19 protein-coding genes and 1 pseudogene are annotated in these 18711 nt (G+C 52.6%); 11 read left to right on the top strand and 9 right to left on the bottom strand.

The genetic code is table 11. The annotated features are described in order from the left end of the window. Positions 1 to 99: 99 nt before the first annotated feature. Positions 100 to 426, top strand: coding sequence for a sulfurtransferase TusE (gene tusE / locus ACXI0A_RS08750; RefSeq protein WP_084934770.1), 327 nt, complete (start codon positions 100 to 102; stop codon positions 424 to 426). Here tusE and yccX read toward each other — a convergent pair whose 3' ends face one another. Then, positions 427 to 705, bottom strand: a complete 279-nt coding sequence (yccX, locus tag ACXI0A_RS08745; RefSeq protein ID WP_476149327.1) for an acylphosphatase — start codon at positions 703 to 705, stop codon at positions 427 to 429. A gap of 82 nt (positions 706 to 787) precedes the next feature. Between yccX and rlmI the strand changes: the two genes are divergently transcribed. After that, a complete protein-coding gene (rlmI, locus tag ACXI0A_RS08740; RefSeq protein ID WP_224929426.1) occupies positions 788 to 1978 on the top strand; it encodes a 23S rRNA (cytosine(1962)-C(5))-methyltransferase RlmI in 1191 nt (396 codons plus the stop codon). Between the two features lie 58 nt (positions 1979 to 2036). Continuing rightward, complete coding sequence (hspQ, locus tag ACXI0A_RS08735; protein WP_034820407.1) at positions 2037 to 2354, top strand: heat shock protein HspQ; 318 nt, start codon at positions 2037 to 2039, stop codon at positions 2352 to 2354. Positions 2355 to 2386: 32 nt separating this feature from the next. Here hspQ and ACXI0A_RS08730 read toward each other — a convergent pair whose 3' ends face one another. After that, positions 2387 to 2809, bottom strand: a complete 423-nt coding sequence (locus tag ACXI0A_RS08730) for a CoA-binding protein (RefSeq protein ID WP_224929429.1) — start codon at positions 2807 to 2809, stop codon at positions 2387 to 2389. A gap of 176 nt (positions 2810 to 2985) precedes the next feature. On the opposite strand from ACXI0A_RS08730, the gene ACXI0A_RS08725 reads away from it, so the two are divergent. Then, entirely contained in the window at positions 2986 to 3612 is a 627-nt protein-coding gene (locus ACXI0A_RS08725) for a DUF2057 family protein (RefSeq protein WP_476149329.1), read from the top strand. A gap of 67 nt (positions 3613 to 3679) precedes the next feature. Further along, positions 3680 to 4141 (top strand): methylglyoxal synthase, encoded by a 462-nt coding sequence (locus ACXI0A_RS08720; protein ID WP_200570932.1) that lies wholly within the window; start codon positions 3680 to 3682, stop codon positions 4139 to 4141. A 3-nt stretch (positions 4142 to 4144) separates the two neighbouring features. Here ACXI0A_RS08720 and helD read toward each other — a convergent pair whose 3' ends face one another. Further along, positions 4145 to 6199, bottom strand: a complete 2055-nt coding sequence (gene helD / locus ACXI0A_RS08715; RefSeq protein WP_476149331.1) for a DNA helicase IV — start codon at positions 6197 to 6199, stop codon at positions 4145 to 4147. Positions 6200 to 6322: 123 nt separating this feature from the next. Between helD and ACXI0A_RS08710 the strand changes: the two genes are divergently transcribed. Continuing rightward, a complete protein-coding gene (locus ACXI0A_RS08710) occupies positions 6323 to 6766 on the top strand; it encodes a YccF domain-containing protein (protein WP_476149333.1) in 444 nt (147 codons plus the stop codon). A gap of 12 nt (positions 6767 to 6778) precedes the next feature. Further along, the gene (gene yccS / locus ACXI0A_RS08705; RefSeq protein ID WP_476151109.1) at positions 6779 to 8917 is read left to right on the top strand and encodes a YccS family putative transporter; all 2139 of its coding nucleotides are present in this window, start codon (positions 6779 to 6781) and stop codon (positions 8915 to 8917) included. A gap of 1 nt (position 8918) precedes the next feature. On the opposite strand, the gene ACXI0A_RS08700 is transcribed toward yccS, so the two are convergent. Further along, entirely contained in the window at positions 8919 to 9542 is a 624-nt protein-coding gene (locus tag ACXI0A_RS08700; protein WP_476149335.1) for a TfoX/Sxy family protein, read from the bottom strand. A 222-nt stretch (positions 9543 to 9764) separates the two neighbouring features. Between ACXI0A_RS08700 and sulA the strand changes: the two genes are divergently transcribed. Continuing rightward, complete coding sequence (gene sulA / locus ACXI0A_RS08695) at positions 9765 to 10256, top strand: SOS-induced cell division inhibitor SulA (protein ID WP_224929448.1); 492 nt, start codon at positions 9765 to 9767, stop codon at positions 10254 to 10256. Positions 10257 to 10605: 349 nt separating this feature from the next. After that, positions 10606 to 11679, top strand: coding sequence for a porin OmpA (gene ompA, locus ACXI0A_RS08690; RefSeq protein WP_476149338.1), 1074 nt, complete (start codon positions 10606 to 10608; stop codon positions 11677 to 11679). Between the two features lie 91 nt (positions 11680 to 11770). On the opposite strand, the gene matP is transcribed toward ompA, so the two are convergent. Further along, positions 11771 to 12238 carry a macrodomain Ter protein MatP gene (gene matP / locus ACXI0A_RS08685; protein ID WP_143808500.1) on the bottom strand — a complete coding sequence of 156 codons (468 nt, stop codon included), beginning with the start codon at positions 12236 to 12238 and terminating at the stop codon, positions 11771 to 11773. A 53-nt stretch (positions 12239 to 12291) separates the two neighbouring features. On the opposite strand from matP, the gene ACXI0A_RS08680 reads away from it, so the two are divergent. Both ACXI0A_RS08680 and fabA read left to right on the top strand, forming a co-directional pair. Further along, positions 12292 to 14154 (top strand): AAA family ATPase, encoded by a 1863-nt coding sequence (locus tag ACXI0A_RS08680; protein ID WP_476149340.1) that lies wholly within the window; start codon positions 12292 to 12294, stop codon positions 14152 to 14154. Positions 14155 to 14221: 67 nt separating this feature from the next. Next, positions 14222 to 14740 (top strand): bifunctional 3-hydroxydecanoyl-ACP dehydratase/trans-2-decenoyl-ACP isomerase, encoded by a 519-nt coding sequence (fabA, locus tag ACXI0A_RS08675; protein WP_200570894.1) that lies wholly within the window; start codon positions 14222 to 14224, stop codon positions 14738 to 14740. A 66-nt stretch (positions 14741 to 14806) separates the two neighbouring features. On the opposite strand, the gene rmf is transcribed toward fabA, so the two are convergent. The 4 genes and pseudogenes from rmf to pqiA all read right to left on the bottom strand — a co-directional run bounded on the left by rmf (position 14807) and on the right by pqiA (position 18706). Beyond that, entirely contained in the window at positions 14807 to 14974 is a 168-nt protein-coding gene (gene rmf, locus ACXI0A_RS08670; RefSeq protein WP_007887362.1) for a ribosome modulation factor, read from the bottom strand. A 269-nt stretch (positions 14975 to 15243) separates the two neighbouring features. Continuing rightward, positions 15244 to 15810: a membrane integrity-associated transporter subunit PqiC gene (pqiC, locus tag ACXI0A_RS08665; protein ID WP_476149343.1), complete on the bottom strand. Its 567-nt coding sequence runs from the start codon at positions 15808 to 15810 to the stop codon at positions 15244 to 15246. Next, positions 15807 to 17450, bottom strand: a complete 1644-nt coding sequence (gene pqiB, locus ACXI0A_RS08660; protein WP_479485206.1) for an intermembrane transport protein PqiB — start codon at positions 17448 to 17450, stop codon at positions 15807 to 15809. Before pqiB ends, pqiC begins: the two co-directional genes overlap by 4 nt. Further along, positions 17422 to 18706: pseudogene (pqiA, locus tag ACXI0A_RS08655) on the bottom strand (membrane integrity-associated transporter subunit PqiA). Before pqiA ends, pqiB begins: the two are co-directional and overlap by 29 nt. Between the last annotated feature and the right edge of the window lie 5 nt (positions 18707 to 18711).

Here is an 18711-nt window from a genome sequence, read left to right as displayed (position 1 = left end):
CTGCAGACGTAAACGTTCAAAACCCCGCTTCGGCGGGGTTTTTGCTTTTTAACAGCCGGCGAACTTACAATATGCCGATTAATGCTGTGAGGAATGACTGTGATTTTTGCCGGTAAAGAGATCGCCACCGATGCGGAAGGCTACTTAAAAAATAGTGCGGACTGGAGCGAAGCACTCGCTGCGGTGATCGCGGAGAATGAAGCCATTGCCATGACTGAGGCTCACTGGGAAGTGGTGCACTTTGTGCGCACCTTTTATCAGGAGTTCAATACTTCCCCTGCAGTGCGCATGCTGGTGAAAGCCATGGCGCAGAAATATGGCGAGGAAAAGGGGAATAGCCGTTACCTGTTCCGGCTGTTCCCGGAAGGTCCGGCAAAACAAGCCACTAAAATCGCTGGTTTGCCAAAACCCGCCAAGTGTCTGTAATCAGCCAGTCGTAAATCGCGTGGGAATTGGCGTGGGTTGATAAGGCTCCACCAGCACCTTATCAACCCGTGCACTGGTAGGCCCGCCGGCTTTCAGCCAGGCGATTAACTCGTCCACCTTTTGTTCATCGCCAGCGGCCAGCACTTCAACACTCCCGTCGCGCAGGTTATGTGCATAGCCGGTAACGCCTAATTGATTGGCCTGTGATTGGGTGTAATAACGAAAGCCTACTCCTTGCACCATACCGTGCACCCAAATTTTGTAGCAAGTGTTCGCCATGGCAATCTCCCCATTGTGCGTTGCAATTTGCCGCCATCCACCGGAAAATGGCGCCTCATTTTTTCAGGTAAGCATAGCAAACATGACCGTTCGATTGATTCTCGCAAAGGGACGTGAAAAATCCCTGCTCCGCCGCCATCCGTGGGTGTTCTCAGGTGCCGTTGCACGTATGGAAGGTAAAGCCCAGTCTGGTGAAACCATTGATGTCTGCGACAGCAATGGTAAATGGCTGGCCCGTGCCGCTTATTCTCCGCAGTCACAAATTCGCGCGCGCGTCTGGAGTTGGCAGCAGGATGAGTCAATCGACATCGCCTTCTTTGTACGCGCTTTTGAAAAAGCGCAGCAGTGGCGCGAATGGCTGGCGCAACGCGATGGCCTTGATAGTTATCGCCTGATTGCCGGTGAGTCGGATGGCATGCCTGGCGTGACCATTGACCGTTTCGGCAACTTTATGGTGCTGCAACTGCTGTCTGCTGGTGCTGAATATCAGCGTCCAGCGATTCTTTCTGCCTTACAGCAGTGCTTCCCGACTTGCGCTATTTACGATCGTTCTGATGTTGCCGTGCGTAAAAAAGAAGGGCTGGAACTGACTCAAGGCCCAGTCACTGGTGAGCTTCCGCCGCCGTTACTGCCAATTACCGAACACGGTATGAAATTGCTGGTCGATATTCAGGGCGGCCACAAAACCGGTTACTACCTTGATCAACGTGACAGCCGTTTTGCCACGCGCCGCTATGCTGAAAACGCTCGCGTGCTGAACTGCTTCTCTTACACCGGTGGATTTGCCGTGTCGGCTTTGATGGGCGGCTGTAGCGAAGTGATCAGCGTGGATACTTCACAGGACGCGCTGGATGTGGCGAAACAGAACGTTGAGCTCAATGGCCTCGACCTGTCGCGTGCACAGTTTGTGCGTGATGACGTATTCAAATTGCTGCGTCGCTATCGTGACAGCGGTGAAAAGTTTGACGTGATTGTGATGGACCCGCCGAAATTTGTTGAGAACAAGAATCAGCTGATGGGCGCCTGCCGCGGATATAAAGATATTAATATGTTGGCGATGCAGTTGCTCAACCCTAACGGCATTCTGCTGACATTCTCATGCTCAGGGTTAATGGCCACCGATCTGTTCCAGAAAATTATCGCCGATGCCGCATTGGATGCAGGTCGTGATGTACAATTTGTAGAGCAGTTCCGTCAGGCAGCCGATCATCCCGTGATCGCCAGCTATCCTGAAGGGCTTTATCTGAAAGGATTTGCCTGCCGCGTGCTGTGACTTGAAAATCTGTACCCTGCCTCCATATTAGAGACAGGGCACAGTTTTGGGAGGCACAATGATTACCAGCAAATTTGGAATTGGACAGCAGGTCCGTCACCGTCTCTCCGGGGTGCTCGGCGTTATCGTGGATGTCGACCCGGAGTTTTCTCTCGATGAACCCGAGCAGGATGATGTGGCCGCCAGCGAAACGCTGCGCGCTGCTCCGTGGTATCACGTGGTGATGGAAGATGAAGAAGGCGAACAGGTGCACACCTATGTTGCTGAAATTCAGCTAGCCGGTGAGACCTCGTATGAGCATCCTGAGCAACCGTCGATGGATGAACTTGCCGCTTCCATCCGGCAGCAGCTGCAGGCACCCAGCCTGCGCCATTAATGCTAACAGCGACCTCGGTCGCCGTTTCTGTTTTACTGTGCCAGGGGCGCAATACTCAGGCGTGGAATTTCAATTTTCGGGCAACGATCCATCACCACAGTCATGCCGGCATCGCGCGCTAACACTGCCGCCTGCTCATTGATCACGCCCAATTGCAGCCAAAGCGTATCGGCACCAATGGCTATCGCTTCCTGCGCCACACCCCACGCTGCCTCAGCATTACGAAACACATCCACCATATCCACTTTGCCAGGAATTTCAGCCAGCGTGGCGTAAGCGGTCTGCCCCAGCAACTGCTGTCCCGCCAGTTTCGGGCTCACCGGAATCACCTCGTAACCCTGATCGAGCAAAAACTTCATCACACCGTAGCTTGGGCGATCGGCGCGATCGCTGGCACCGACCAGCGCAATGCGTTTGGTTCGGCTCAACACATCTCGAATCGTTTGATCATTCATGCATTTTCTCCTTATTCACTCGCCTGAGTGTAGATGGCTTTCACATGAGTAACGCAAGTTCTTCTGGCGAAAACCTTGCGCCTCAGCACGAATAAATATGTAAAAATGTAAATTTACTGCCATAATGTAATAATTTGCTACACATCACCCATAATCCCCATCCTCCGGGAGTTGAAATGAAGCTGTCTTTGGCTGTTACGAGTTTACTCGTGTTACTCGTATCGGCATCCTGCCATGCCATCACCCTCAAGCTCGATCCTGAAATCGATCTGCTGGTACTTGATGGGCGCAAAATCTCAGGCTCGCTGCTGAAAGGCGCGGACAGCCTTGAGCTGGAGCGTGGACAGCATCAATTCCTGTTTCGCGTCGAGAAGCCCGGTGCGGATGCCACGCATTTTCAGTCGGTGCCGATGATCGTTACGTTCAATGCCAGCGCGACATCAGTCGCGATTCGTTTGCCCGCGCTGGCTAATCGCCGTGAACGTAGCACGTTCGATAAAGCGCTTAATTTCCAGCTGATTGACGAGCACGGTAACGAAATTGCCAGCCTGCGTGACCGCTTACCGCAGGGTAGCGATAGCGATCTGGAAAAAGCCATGCTGAATTATAACCGTACTGCCCAGGCGGCATCGGTTCCTCGCTTTGCGCTGCAATCAGTTAGTGCATCGGATGCACAGATGAGTCTCGATTTTGCCTGGCAGGATGCGGGCGATCTGCCTTACCTGCAACACTGGTTCCAGCGTTTTGATGCCGCCACGCGCCTGCGTTTTATCAGTTGGATGAAAACCTTACGCGCAAGTTGATAGAGTTGAAATGTCAGGGGTAAACTCATGCCTTAAAATTAATCCATGAGAAGAAACAGGAAGCCCTATGGAGCAGACCGTTCGTACCCTTGAAGTTCAGAAACATATTGCCCTCGTCGCCCACGATCACTGCAAAGCGACACTGCTTGAGTGGGTCAAAGCCAACCAGAGCGCGCTGCAACCTCATGTTCTTTATGCCACCGGCACCACCGGTAATCTGATCAATCGCCACACCGGTTTAGACGTAAATGCCATGCTGAGCGGCCCGATGGGTGGCGATCAGCAAGTGGGCGCTTTGATTTCCGAAGGGAAAATAGATGTACTGTTCTTCTTTTGGGATCCGTTAAATGCGGTGCCACACGATCCCGATGTCAAAGCTCTGCTGCGTCTGGCTACCGTGTGGAATATCCCGGTGGCGACCAATCGCGCCACCGCAGATTTCATTATTCAGGCACCGATGTTTGCCCAGCAGTTTGAGATACAAATCCCCGATTATCAACGCTATCTTGCCGATCGCCTGAAAGCCTAATGTTCAGGCCTTCCGGCTCTGCGGCACGCCCAATTCGCGGAAGTGTTCGACAAATACGGAAGGCCGATCTTTATCAAACAGCATCCACACCTGCTGACGCGCGCGGGTAATGGCGACATAGGCCAACCGCCGCTCTTCAGCATCAGGAAAATCTTCCGGCTGAGGTAATAACCCCTCTTCCATAATCGATTCTCGCGCCTCGGCGGGGAAGCCGTCACGTCCCTGGTGCAGCCCAAGCATAATGACAAAATCAGCCTGCTGCCCTTTACTGGCATGGATGGTCATAAAATCGAGCTTTAATTTCGGCCAGCGCGTTTTGGCTTTATCAAGGATGGCAGGACGCAGATGGTGATAGCGTGCCAGCAACAGCACGCGCTCCTCCGGTTTCGCATAACCGCTTAGTTTGTCCAGTAATGGCTCCAGCTGCTCCTGCGGCAGTAGCGTGACCGACTTCTTATTGCCTTTGCTCAGACTGTTGAGTGGCTTGTGCAATTGATGGGGATTTTGCTGCACAAAGCGGTTGGCAATTTCACCGATACGATCGTTGAAGCGATAGGTGGTATCCAGCACGCAGCGATCGCCATCACCAAAATAGTGATGGAAAGCGGTGGTCAGACTCATCTCGGCACCGCTGAAGCGATAGATGGCCTGCCAGTCATCGCCCACGGCAAACAAGCTGGTGCGCTTGTTCTGCTGGCGCAATGCGGTCAGCAAGGCGGCACGCTGAGGCGAGATATCCTGGAATTCATCCACCAGGATATGCTTCCACGGGCTGATAAAGCGTCCTTTTTCGAGAATGGCAATCGCCTGATGGATCAGTCCGGAGAAATCGACCGCGCCCTCCTCTTTCAACGCGCTCTTCCAGGCTTTCAAAAGCGGCGCCATCAGTTTGACGCGTTTGCTGAAGTTATCGCGATAATCCTCAGGTACATCGGCAATCATCGCCGCCTGCGCACCGCCGTGCATACGCATCAGCCCCAGCCAGCGCTCCATTCGCGAGGCCAGCCGTTGCGCCAGCTTGTCATCCTGCCAGAATGGGCCTTCAGCGACATCCCACTCCAGCTCCTCCTGCAGCCACTGACGCCAGCCGCTCGCCTGCGCTTTTTTGCTGTTGCACTGCTCGCGCCAGGTGTCGATCAGCAGTTGCCGCCGCGCCTTGCTGTCACTCTCCAGCTTGCTGATTACCGGTTGCTTGTTGCTGCCTTCGCGGATGATATGCAACGCCAGGGCATGGAACGTGCGCGCCTGAATCGCACTCTCACCTAAGCGTTGTTGAATACGATCGTTCATCTCTTCGGCCGCCTGGCGACCAAATGCCAGTAGCAGGATTTGCTCCGGCTGCGCCAGTTTGCGCTTTATCAGCCAACCGGCGCGTGCCACCAGCACCGAGGTTTTACCACTCCCCGCACCGGCCAGTACCAGCAACGCATCTTCACCGTTGACCACCGCTTCACACTGGGAAGCGTTGAGCGGCGTGGTTTCGACGGTGGAGAAGAATTCGTGGTAATCCTTGATGACTTTCGTCGTCCACTCACGGTTGCGCTGGCGAATAGCGGTTTCACCCTGCTCCAGCCACTGCTGACAAAACTGCCAGCGTGCACGGCAATTTTCGAACTCATTCATGCGTAAGAGGGGCAACGGTAAGGCGGAAAACTGGCGAGTTATGCTCTCCTTCACCGTGGCAAGTTCACTGCGCTTTAACCAGCGATCCTGTTGCGTGAAGGCGATGATCTCCTGCTCCAGCGCGACCAGGACTTGTGCGCTGACTTCGCTCATCTCCTGGCTCCACTGCTGCCAGGCATGCTGTAGATAGTGGAAAAAACGCTGCGTCTCCTGCCATTCTGTGCCGTGCAGGCGCACAACTTTATCATCCGGCAAGTGAAATTCCAGTTCTCCCCAGACCATGCCACGCTTGCAGGCAATGCTGATTAACTGGTTGAAAGGGATAAGATATTCATGACGATCGCCACTGACTTCCACGCCAGCGGCCAGCAGACGCACCCGATTATAGGGATGCTGAGCCAGACGTTTGCCCATTGATGTTGCTTTCAGTTCCATGTCTGCACCGTCTTGTGGAATTCGATTATCGCGCAGTTTACCTGTCAGACTCTTGACGCTCCAGCCTTAAAACACGCTAAACTGGGCGACACATATTGCGGATTGCAAAAGGAAAATCGTGTTATGCGCACCGTACTCAATATTCTTAACTTCATTTTGGGTGGCGTGTTCACCACCCTGAGCTGGCTATTTGCCACGCTTGTCAGCATTGTGCTGATCTTTACCCTACCTTTGACGCGATCCTGCTGGGAAATCACCAAACTTTCACTGCTTCCATTTGGAAATGAAGCTGTACACGTCGATGTACTGCGCCCCGATAGCAAAAGTCATGTCCTCAATGCGGGCGGAACCTTTCTCAACATTTTCTGGCTGGTATTTTTCGGTTGGTGGCTGTGTCTGATGCATATTTCTGCGGGGATTATCCAGTGCCTGACCATCATCGGCATTCCCGTCGGAATCGCGAACTTTAAAATTGCCGCAATTGCACTCTGGCCAGTGGGTCGTCGTGTGGTTTCGGTGGAAGAGGCTCAGGCCGCGCGTGAAGCGAATGCGCGCCGTCGTTACTAAGGCGGACGTTTGATGCTTCTGAACGCGATGCCGGGATGGCGACGTTATCTGTTCAATAGCAGCCTGCGTTATTTACTGCGCATCTTCTTCGCGCTGGCAGGTTGCGCCGCCGTTCCCTGGTGGCTGCAGCAGATAGAATGGACCATACCTTTAACGCTTGGCGTGGTCGCGGCCGCGCTGGCCGATCTGGATGATCGATGGACTGGACGCCTGCGCAATCTGATGATTACGCTGGTGTGTTTCTGCATCGCTTCGGTATCGGTTGAGTTGCTGTTCCCTTATCCATGGGCCTTTGCTATCGGTTTGGCGCTCTCTAGCTGGGGCTTTATTCTGCTTGGCGCTCTGGGACAGCGCTATGCCACCATCGCGTTTGGCGCTCTGCTGATTGCGGTGTACACCATGTTGGGTATTGGCCTGTTTCCTCAGTGGTGGATGCAGCCTGCTCTGCTGTTGATTGGTGCGCTGTGGTACAACCTGCTGACCTTTATCGGGCATTTGATCTTCCCGGTGCGACCGGTGCAGGAGCAACTGGCGGCCAGTTTTTCTCAGCTGGCGAGTTATCTGGAGGCCAAAGCGAATCTGTTTGATCCAGATGCAGGTGAACAGGATGATGCCAGTACCATTGCCACAGCGATGGTGAACAGCCAGTTAGTGGCGCAACTCAATCAGACGAAAACTACCATTCAAAGTCGCTTACGCGGCGACCGTGGTTCACGCAGCACACGCCGCAGCCTGCACTACTATTTTGTCGCGCAGGATATACACGAGCGCGCCAGTTCATCTCATCTGCAATATCACCTGCTGCGCGATGACTGGCGCTATAACGAGGTATTATTCCGCTTCCAGCGCCTGTTGAATATGCAAGCGCAAGCCTGTCGAAAGCTAGCTGAGAGCATCTTGTTACGGCAGCCGTGGCATCATGACAGCAGTTTCGAACGCACCTTTACGCGGCTGGAAACGGCGCTGGAACGATTACAGCAGAATGATCTGCAGGATCCACACATCCGCGCGCTGTTTTGGCTGCTACGTAATTTACGTGCGATTGATGCGCAACTGGCCTCGATTGAGTCTGAACAAGCGCTGGCTGAGCCGCCTTCCTCCGCTGATAACCATCTTTCTCGTGAAGGGCTTAGTGGATGGGCTGATATTCGGTTACGGCTGAGCCGTCATCTGAGCCCCGGATCGGCATTGTTCCGCCATGCTGTGCGCATGTCCCTGGTGCTTTGTGTCGGATACGCTTTCATTCAGATTACCGGTCTTCATCGCGGCTACTGGATTTTGCTCACCAGCCTGTTTGTCTGCCAGCCTAACTACAACGCCACACGCCGCCGACTCGCCTTACGTATCGGTGGGACACTGGCCGGCATCGCCATCGGCTTACCGGTACTGTGGTTGGTGCCCTCTATCGAAGGGCAGCTGATTTTAATCGTGTTAAGCGGCGTACTGTTTTTTGCCTTTCGCCAGATTCAGTATGCGCAAGCCACACTGTTTATCACCTTACTGGTACTGCTGTGCTTTAACCTGCTGGGCGAAGGCTTTGAGGTGGCGCTGCCGCGTATCGTTGACACGCTGTTAGGGTGCGGACTGGCCTGGCTGGCCGTGGCCTTTGTCTGGCCCGATTGGCGTTTTCGTAAGATTAGCGCCGTGGCGGATCGCACGCTGAATGCCAACTGTCGTTATCTCGATGCCATCCTGGAGCAATATCATCAGGGCAAAGATAACCGTCTGACGTATCGCGTGGCGCGCCGTGACGCTCATAATGCCGATGCTGAATTAGCATCTGTGGTCTCGAACATGAGTAGTGAACTCAAGCTTCAGCAACCGTTGCGTGAAAACGCGTTCCGGTTACTGTGCCTGAATCACTCCTTCCTGAGCTACATCTCGGCGCTGGGCGCACATCGCGAACGACTCTCTGACCCTGCATTGCTCAACGTATTAGATGATGCAGTCTGTTTTGTTGAGGATGTGCTGCAGATTGAGCGCGTTGACGACCAGCAGGCATTAGCTATGCAGCAGCAGGTGATGCAACAGTTAAGTGGTATCAAAAACAGTTCGGACGTGCAGGCGCCGCTGGTGATGCAACAGTTGGGATTACTGATTGCCCTGCTGCCGGAAATTGCCCGCCTGCGCCGCACACTCTCCAGTCATTAAGTTAACTCGGCTCCACCGTGTTTTTTTGGTGGAGCGTTTTGACATACCACGCACGCAGTTCATCTCTGATCGCCGCAGGCAATGCAGCCTGATGATGTCCGGAAATCGCCCCTTCCAGCGCCATTAAGGTTTTCAGCCCAATATGCTTATTGACCGCACGCAATTTGAGCCAACTCTGACGCGATCCCATTTCATGCAGCACTTTCACTGAATTGATGCCCACTTTATGCAACATCATCTCCATGCGCAGGCTGAGATTTGGCAAATCCTTCAATCGTAAGGTCACGATACGGCTCGCTAATTCATGCTGAGCAGCATGCAGCGCACTCGCTGAAAGTCGCAATAACTGGTCAGGATCCTGCCAGAGCTTCGCATCCACCTTGAAGTAGTTTAGCTGTACCGGCATGCCACGTTTGCGATACACCAGCGGCTCAAGCGCGCGTTGAGTGTTATAAGTCTGCAGCTCTTCACTGGCTCGCAGGTAGAGCGCATCTTCATTGATATAGGCAAAAATCACCTTTTCTACCGTGAGTGCATAGCCCCCAAATTGCGTTCGGGATTCGATCTTTCCCAGCGGCGCCAACTGTGCTTTAGATTGTTTAACGAGTGGATTGTTGGTTTTCATTACAGCTCCTTTCCGTGAATTCTCATTCGAGAATATTCCTTAAAACCCTGGATTTTCATTTGGTTAGAAGATAGAAAAAACCCATTAGCTGTTCAATGAATAAAAGCATTTGCTGCCTGCGTTGTGCACAATTTGCGAGGTGTTTTCAGAAATTGAGGTTGATCTTTATCCAGGAAGACTTTACTGTACATCCATACAGTTCATTACTGAGTGATTAAAAAAATGCGTACTCATTTCTCTGGCCTTGCTGATCGTTCTCAACGTTTTGCTTCTTCAAGCTTGACGCAGCCTTCTCTGGGTGGAATTACTGAACTGCGTTATAGCGAACAGCCTGGCATGATGCAGTTACTGCTGTTGCCTGTGTTAAAGCAACTCAGCGAGCAGTCACGCTGGCAGCTGTGGTTAACGCCGGCGCACAAGCTGAATCGCAGTTGGATGCAGCAGTCAGGTTTGCCGCTGGAGAAAAGTATGCATATCACCGAATCTGAACGACTTAGTACAGTAGAAAGTATGGTGAAGGCTCTGCGCACCGGGAATTACAGTGTGGTTTTGGCCTGGATTCCGTACGAATTGAATGATGAAGAGCGGTTTGAACTCGAAATGGCAGCGGCTGAAGGTGAAGCGCTGGGTCTGATTATGCGTCCGCAAGGTCACGATCGCGTCTTGTCCAGACAACCAAATACGCCAAAAATTCCCTTAGATTTGTTTCATTAAGTAAAACCAGGAATTTTCTCACGCTTTTTTTTCTTAAGGATGCTGCTAAGCCACTGATTCTTTTCCCGCCAGCTTTGACAATGGTTTAGCCGCTTTTTCTCAATCCGCTAGCGAAGATTTTGCCATGTGATTTGTTAAAATGTGTGTATAAATCCCTGTTTTTTTGCTGACTGGCCTCACATCATACTTGTAACTTTCCAATCTCGTTGTAGACTTTATCTCGCCAGGGTGCTCAATAACCTCCGTTTTTTCGGTAGAGTCAAAAGCGAGCGTTTAGACCCGGCGAAGGATTAACACAAAGAGCAACCTTTTTGCTCATTGCCTATTTGGATGATAACGAGGCGCAAAAATGAAAAAGACAGCTATCGCAATTGCAGTGGCACTGGCTGGCTTCGCTACCGTAGCGCAGGCCGCTCCTAAAGATAACACCTGGTACACCGGTGCTAAACTGGGCTGGTCTCAGTATCACGATACTGGTTACTACGGTAACGGTTACGCGAACAACGACGGTCCAACTCACGAATCTCAGCTTGGTGCTGGTGCATTCCTGGGCTACCAGGCTAACCCATACCTGGGCTTCGAGCTGGGCTACGACTGGTTAGGCCGCATGCCTAACAAAGGCGACCAAGTTAACGGCGCATTCAAAGCACAAGGCGTTCAGCTGGCAGCTAAACTGAGCTACCCAATCACTGAAGACTTTGATGTGTACACCCGTCTGGGTGGCATGGTATGGCGCGCAGACTCTAAGCAGGCCAACCTGAACACTGGCGACCGTATCAGCAACCATGACACCGGCGTTTCTCCGCTGGCTGCTGTTGGTGTTGAATACGCACTGACCAAAAACTGGGCAACTCGCCTGGACTACCAGTGGGTTAACAACATCGGTGACGCAGGTACCGTTGGTGCGCGTCCAGACAACAGCATGCTGAGCGTCGGCGTTTCTTACCGTTTCGGTCAGGATGAAGCAGCTGCACCAGTTGTTGCTCCAGCACCAGCTCCAGCGCCAGTTGTTGAAACCAAGCGTTTCACCCTGAAGTCTGACGTACTGTTCACCTTCAACAAAGCTACTCTGAAACCAGAAGGCCAGCAGGCTCTGGATCAGCTGTACAGCCAGCTGAGCTCAATGGATCCTAAAGACGGTTCTGTTGTCGTACTGGGCTTCACTGACCGTATCGGTTCAGAGCAGTACAACCAGAAACTGTCTGAGAAACGCGCTCAGTCTGTAGTTGATTACCTGGTATCTAAAGGTATCCCTTCTAACAAGATCTCTGCACGCGGTATGGGCAAATCTAACCCAGTTACTGGCAACACCTGTGACAGCGTGAAAGGCCGTAATGCCCTGATCGACTGCCTGGCGCCAGACCGTCGCGTTGAAATCGACGTGAAAGGTATCAAAGACGTTGTAACTCAGCCACAGGCTTAAGTTATCACGCAATAAAAAACCCCGCTCCGGCGGGGTTTTTTTTATCTCTTTTTAACTGAGTTAAAACAGCATCACAGTGTAGCCAGCAACGCTATTCGTTTTCTGAACCGCCCTTACCCAAAATCGCCTGCAGGTCCTGCTTAAGCGTCGACATCTGGCTGGCATACTTCTCTTTGCGCTCGGCATCTTCTATCAACTGCACAATGGTTTCTGACAGCGTATTGCTGCGACGCTGCGCTAATCCTGCCAGACGCTGCCACACCAGATATTCCAAATCGATCGACTTTTTGCGCGTGTGCTGATGTTCCGCATTGAAGTGGCGCTTACGACGTGCACGAATTGTCTGCTTGAGACGGTTCTCGAGATCGGGATGAATGTGCTGTGCAATCCATTCCGCTACCTCCACTGGGCTGTTTTCCATCGCCAGCAGGGAATCCACCGCGACCTGCGCGGCGCTGAGCTCAAGATGACGGGTGATCAATTCACCCTCCCGATGCTTTTTCACCAGGTATTTCCACTTCCATCCACTTTCAAGATTTTCGAGTTGCTGGTATTTCATCGGAATCTCATCGTGATCACGTAACAAACTAAGAATAACAGCTTTTTTCCCGGATGCAGCAAGGAAAAACATGTTGCGGTCATCACATTTCGGGCTGGAACTCCGCAGTGCTTAACCAAATCGATTCCTGTATAATCGCGCTTTTCCTAAATAAGACTAATGCGAATATTTTGACCAGCACTCAAATTACGTGGCAAGCCCTGCAGCCGGATAGCACCCGCTACCAATCCATTTTCTCGAGCGTCTCACTGGAAGATAGCGATAGTCTTGCCGCGGTTCAGCCGCGTCTGCTGAATGCGCTGGCGCATTTGCATCATCAAACCTTAGGTTTTCCCCTGCTGCTACTGCGCAGTCAGGAAAACAGCGATTACCTCGCCTGCATCGCTGAAGCCGCACAGCGCTTCCAGCCTGAAGAGATCGCCCTGTATGGTGGTGATTACCATGTGATGGGTGACACGGTGAGCCTGATGCCGCCCAGCGACGCTAATCGGCCATTCACCAGTCAGGGCGGTGTTCACTTTGCTGACTGGATTGAATCCGAACAGCTGTTTGGTTGCGTACGTCAGTATAAGGATCGTATCCAGCCTGAACCTGGCCTGATTCATCAAGCCAATGGCGGCACCCTGATCCTCGCCGTTAACACCTTACTGGCTCAACCGCTGCTGTGGCTGCGTCTGCGTAAATGCATCGAACAAGGTCGCTTTGACTGGTATTCGCAGGACGAACGTCAGCCGTTGCCCGTGGCCATCCCTTCCCTGCCGCTGCAACTGCGCCTGGTGCTCTGTGGCGATCGTGATGCATTAGCCAGCTTCCAGGAACTGGATGCCGAAGTGCATGAAATGGCACTGTACAGCGAGTTCGAAGAGAACCTGCAGATCACCGATGAAGAGGATATGACCTTCTGGTGCCAGTGGACGCTCACGCAAGCAGAGCAAGCCGGTCTGGACCAGCCTGAAGCCGATTTTTGGCCATTGTTGATGACTGAAGCCGTTCGTTTCACGGGTGATCAGGACACCTTGCCACTCTGTCCACGCTGGTTACGCCGCCAACTTCAGGAAACCGCACTGCACGGTGACGCCATCAATGCCGAAGCGTTAAAAGAAGCGCTGGAAGCACGCGAGTGGCGTGAGAGCTACCTCGCCGACCGCATGCGTGATGAAATTCTGCTCAATCAGATCATGATTGAAACTGAGGGTGAAGTGGTGGGACAGATTAATGGTCTGTCTGTCGTGGAGTTTCCTGGACATCCGCGCCCATGGGGCGAGCCGTCACGTATCACCTGTGTCGTCCATCCAGGTGATGGCGAATTTACTGACGTAGAGCGTAAAGCGGAACTGGGCGGCAATATTCATGCGAAAGGCATGATGATTATGCAGGCTTATCTGATTGCTGAACTCGAACTCGAACAACAACTGCCCTTCTCAGCCTCGTTGGTGTTTGAACAATCCTATTCCGAAGTCGATGGCGATAGCGCATCACTGGCCGAGTTGTGTGCACTAATCAGCGCACTGGCTAATCAGCCGCTCAATCAGCAGATTGCCGTAACCGGTTCAGTGGACCAGTTTGGTAATGTTCAACCTGTGGGCGGCTTGAATGAAAAAATCGAGGGCTTCTTCCATATTTGCCAGTCACGCGAACTGACAGGTAAACAAGGTGTGATTCTGCCGGCCAGCAACATTCGGCATCTGAGCCTGAGCCAGGCCGTGGTAGATGCCGTGCAGCAAGAGCAGTTCCATATCTGGGCGGTTGAGAGTGTTGATGAAGCACTCCCGTTATTGACCAATATCGCGTGGCAAAGTGAGAACGGCGAGTCGCTGCTTAATACCATCCAGGAGCGCATTGCACAGTTTAATCAACAGGAAATTCGTCATCGTCCGTGGCCATTCCGTTGGCTCAACTGGTTCAACCACAGCTGATTGATTTGCCCAGCGTACAACTGTTCGCTAATATTCGGGCTTCACTAAAAGAAGGCATATTGAGAACATGGTAGATAAACGCGAATCCTATAGCAAAGAAGACCTGGTTGCCTCAGGTCGCGGCGAACTGTTTGGCGAAAATGGACCGCCGCTTCCTTCAGATAACATGTTAATGATGGACCGCGTGGTCATGATGACCGAAGACGGTGGCAAATTTGACAAAGGTTATGTGGAAGCCGAACTGGATATCAGCCCTGACCTGTGGTTCTTCGCTTGCCACTTCAAAGGCGATCCGGTAATGCCTGGTTGCCTGGGCCTTGATGCAATGTGGCAGCTGGTAGGTTTCTACCTCGGCTGGCTGGGTGCAGAAGGTAAAGGCCGCGCACTGGGTGTGGGTGAAGTGAAATTTACCGGCCAGGTACTACCAACCGCGAAGAAAGTGACTTACAAAATTCACTTCAAGCGCGTAATCAACCGTAAACTGGTGATGGGCGTGGCGGATGGTGAAGTATTTGTCGACGGAAACCTGATTTACTCCGCGACCGATTTGAAAGTAGGCCTGTTTAAAGACACCTCAGCTTTCTAATCCTCCCAAACGAAAACCTCCGCACGCAGCGGAGGTTTCTTCCCTATTGATAGACATCCGACAGTGTTAGGCCACCGCCGACCTGTCCTCCATGGCTTGACGCCAACCTCCCAACCAGTAAGACCGCGCATCGATCATTTGATAAGGGCATATCTCTTTTGAGCGGCCCGTAATACCGGCTTGATAGCCTCGTGAATGTGCTCGTTCCAGGCGGTCTCTCTTCTGTCTCTTCATGCCTCGATTCCCTCATTTCAGGTCTGGTGGATTCTGGGTGGAAAGAAAGAGTGGCGATATAATGTTCAACCACAGTAATGTTCTAACCCCAAGCAGAAGAAAGGTCAATGCGCAAAATTCACGCCAATGTCATCAATTTGACGTTAAATCGACATCTAATTTTGTCAATTCCGTGTATATCTGACTGATTCAAAAATAAAAAAAGCCCCTGATTTGATGTCCGTCACACAACGGCAAATCAGGGACTTAGCATAAGCATCGAACAAATCTTAATTTAGCGAAATGACACTATTTGCGATTTGTTGCGCCGTTTGCTGCCAGCCAATAGATAGAGTACGCACTAATGCATCGTAGCCATCTTCATTTTGCGGCAGCGTCAGATTAAAGCCATGTTTGATTAGGCGCCCTTGATGTTGCAGCAGCCATTCCCCGCTAACCACAACCTGGCCATCATAACGTCCCTGAAAGCCGGTCACATTCACCGTCAAGGTGTCATGGCTCTCGCCCAGCGGAGAGCCCGCGACAACCCTTCCCGGCAGCGCTTTACTGAGATTGGTGATCAACGTCTGTTGTAATTGTTGATCCAGCGGACTCGCCCACAGGTTATTGGCCGCAATCACATATTTCACATCGCTGGTTTGGTAGACCAAACCGTTGCCCGCCATGTAATCAGGCACCGTAACCTGCTCGACCCAAATCATGGGCTGGTTGCCGCTCGATGCGCTGTCCACGCGGGCGACATTGCTGCCCGCCGGCAGCTGATAATACGTGTTTTCAATAGTACTGCTGCACCCCGCCAGCAGCAGCATCGCACCGATAATCAGCCCTTTTTTCACTGTTTAGCCCTCTTTGGCTGTGGATCCTGGCCCGGCTTCGCTTCGAACACCAATGCATTGCTTTTGGTGTTGAGCGTTTTCAGCACCGGCTGCATTTCACGCAGCACCTGATCAAGTCGCTGCATATCACCCACCAGCTTACTGTATGCAGGCGATCCTGGTTGCAGCCCCTTCATGCTGCGGTTCAGTTCACGCAGGGTTTGCTGCATGTCTGCCGGTAGCGTTTTCATCGCTGGGCTCGCGGTAATGTGATTGAGGTTATCCAGTGTTTTCTGCAACTGTTGCATCGTACGCTGGCTCTCTTTCAAAGTCCCTGTCGCTTCGGTCATCATTGGATTCAAAGGCAGTCCGTTGATCTTATCCAGCGCCGCCGTCAGTTTCTGCTGAATCTGGCTCAAGCCTCCGCTGACAGTTGGAATCACTTCCAGACCCGCGACTTGATTTGGACCTTTATACGCTGGGGCGTTGTCGTAGAAATCAAGATCAACATACAGCGCTCCTGAGAGCAGGTTGCCGGTTTTCAGCGTCGCGCGCAGGCCACGTTTTTTGCCATCCTGCAGATGCTGTTCCAGGTTGAAATCGCCACCCAGTCGATTGATAAAGCGATCAGGCTCGATGCGAATCAATACGGGTACCCGATAATCCGTATTCAATGCCTGATTCATGCCTGGGATGGTATAAGGCACCTGCGAGACGGTCCCAAGACGAATGCCGCGGAACTCTACCGGGGCGCCAACCTGCAGGCCGCGAATCGAATCGGTGAAGAACATCAGGAAATCCGTGTGCGCGGTATACAGCGAATCCTGAATGCTGCGCTGATCATCGAACAGATGATATTCCGCTTTATTTTCGGCGATCTGACCCAGTTCAGCGCCGTTTGGCACGTCGAAACTCACGCCGCCGCTGAATAGCGTGGTCAGCGAGCCCATCTCAACGCGCATACCTGATGCAGACATATCCACGGCAATACCGCTGTCCTTCCAGAAGCGTACATTGGTGGTAATCAGACGATCGTAAGGCGCGGCGATAAACAACTGATAGGTCATCATGCGCTTGTCGGTATCAAAGATGCTGGTTTCGACGGTACCCACGCGGTAGCCACGGAACAGCACCGGATCGCCTGCATTCAGCTGTCCGGCTTTTTTACTGTCGAGAGTAATGCGAATACCTTTGGCATCCGGTGGTGCCAGCGGAGGCGCATCCAGCAGCGAATAATGCTCAGGTTGATCGCCTTTAGTGCCCGGCTGCAGCTCAATATATGCCCCTGACAGCAAGGTGCCGAGACCGGTGATCCCTTCACGACCAATCTGCGGCTTCACCACCCAAAACACGCTGTCGCCATGCAGCAATTTTTCCATACCGGAGTTTAGGCGCGCCTTGATCTCCACATGATGCAGATCGTCAGTCAGCACCGCACTCTCCACCACACCGACATTGACGCTACGGCTTTTAATGGTGGTTTTTCCGGCTTCAATGCCTTCAGCGCTCTCAGTGATCAACGTCACTTCCGGGCCCTGATGGCTAAAATGATAAAACAGAATCCAGCCACCAATGAATAGCGTGACGATGGGTACAATCCAGACCGGCGACCAGCGTTTAATCTGGTCGACTTCAGCAGTCCCGTGATGGTTGTCCGTCAAGACGCGGCTCCTTACGTTCAGTTTCCCGTAGTCGATCCCAAATCAGGCGCGGATCAAAGGTCATGGCTGCAAACATGGTGAGAATTACCACCATCGCAAACAGCAGCGCGCCTGGCGCAGGATAAACACTCATCAACCGTCCCATCCGCACCAGTGCGGAAAGAACGGCGATCACAAACACATCAATCATTGACCAGCGGCCAACGAATTCCACCACTTCATAAACCAGGTGCATTTTCTCATCATCGCGCTGCCCACGGCCGCTGGCGTGCCAGCAAAGCCAGGCAATCGCCAACATTTTTAGCGTCGGCACCATAATGCTGGCGATAAAAATCACCAGTGCCACCGGCCAGGATCCATCGCTCCACAGTAAAATCACTCCGGCCATAATGTTCGAGGGATACTGCGACCCGAGGGTTTCCGTCACCATGATCGGCATAATATTCGAGGGAATATAGAGCATCACCGAGGTGATCAGCAGCGCCAGCGTCCATTGCAAACTGTGTTTACGACGTGGCTGAGCTTTTACACCACAGCGTGGGCATTCAATCTGCCCAGCCGATAATATTGCCGTGCAACAAGGACAGCTTCGCAGCCCCTGTTTCAAACCGCTTATCCCTGCCATCGGCACCTTTGGCATGGCAGGCAGTGGCTGGATGCATTGCCACACCCAGCGACGATCCACACACTGGAAAGCGCGCAGCTGCAATACGCAAAACAAGCACCACGGCCAAAAGCTGCTGCCAAAGCCAATCTCCCCATAAGCCATGAGCTTGACGAAACTGACCAGTACCCCGGCCATAAAGATTTCGGCCATGCCCCAGCTACGTAGATGGAACAGAATACGCGCCAGCCCAAAGACGCAGGCTGTGCGGCATGCGCACCCGGTTCACCAGCAGAATAATGGTGACCATACAGAACGCGGGAATGCCTTGTACAAACAGCAGGAACAGCGTTGCCAGGCTGCGATAATCTTCACGATCCATCACTTCAGGGATTTCGAGCAGTGAAATCTGACTGCTCAGCCCAGCAACATGCATGTTGATAAAAGGAAAAAGATTCGCCAGCACCAACATAAACAACGCCGCGAAAGCGTATCCGGTGGGACGTTTTCGCGGCTCATGCCAGTTGGCAGTCAGCGTGGTATGACAACGTGGACAGCGCGCGCGACTCCCCACCGGCACGGCAGGCAGTTTCACGGTTAAATCACACTGTGGACAGAGAATCCACTGATGCGCCTGATCCGTTGCACACATACTGA

It is taken from the genome of Pantoea sp. C1E2 (genome assembly GCF_056491465.1).
This window is presented reverse-complemented; position numbering and strand designations above follow the sequence as displayed.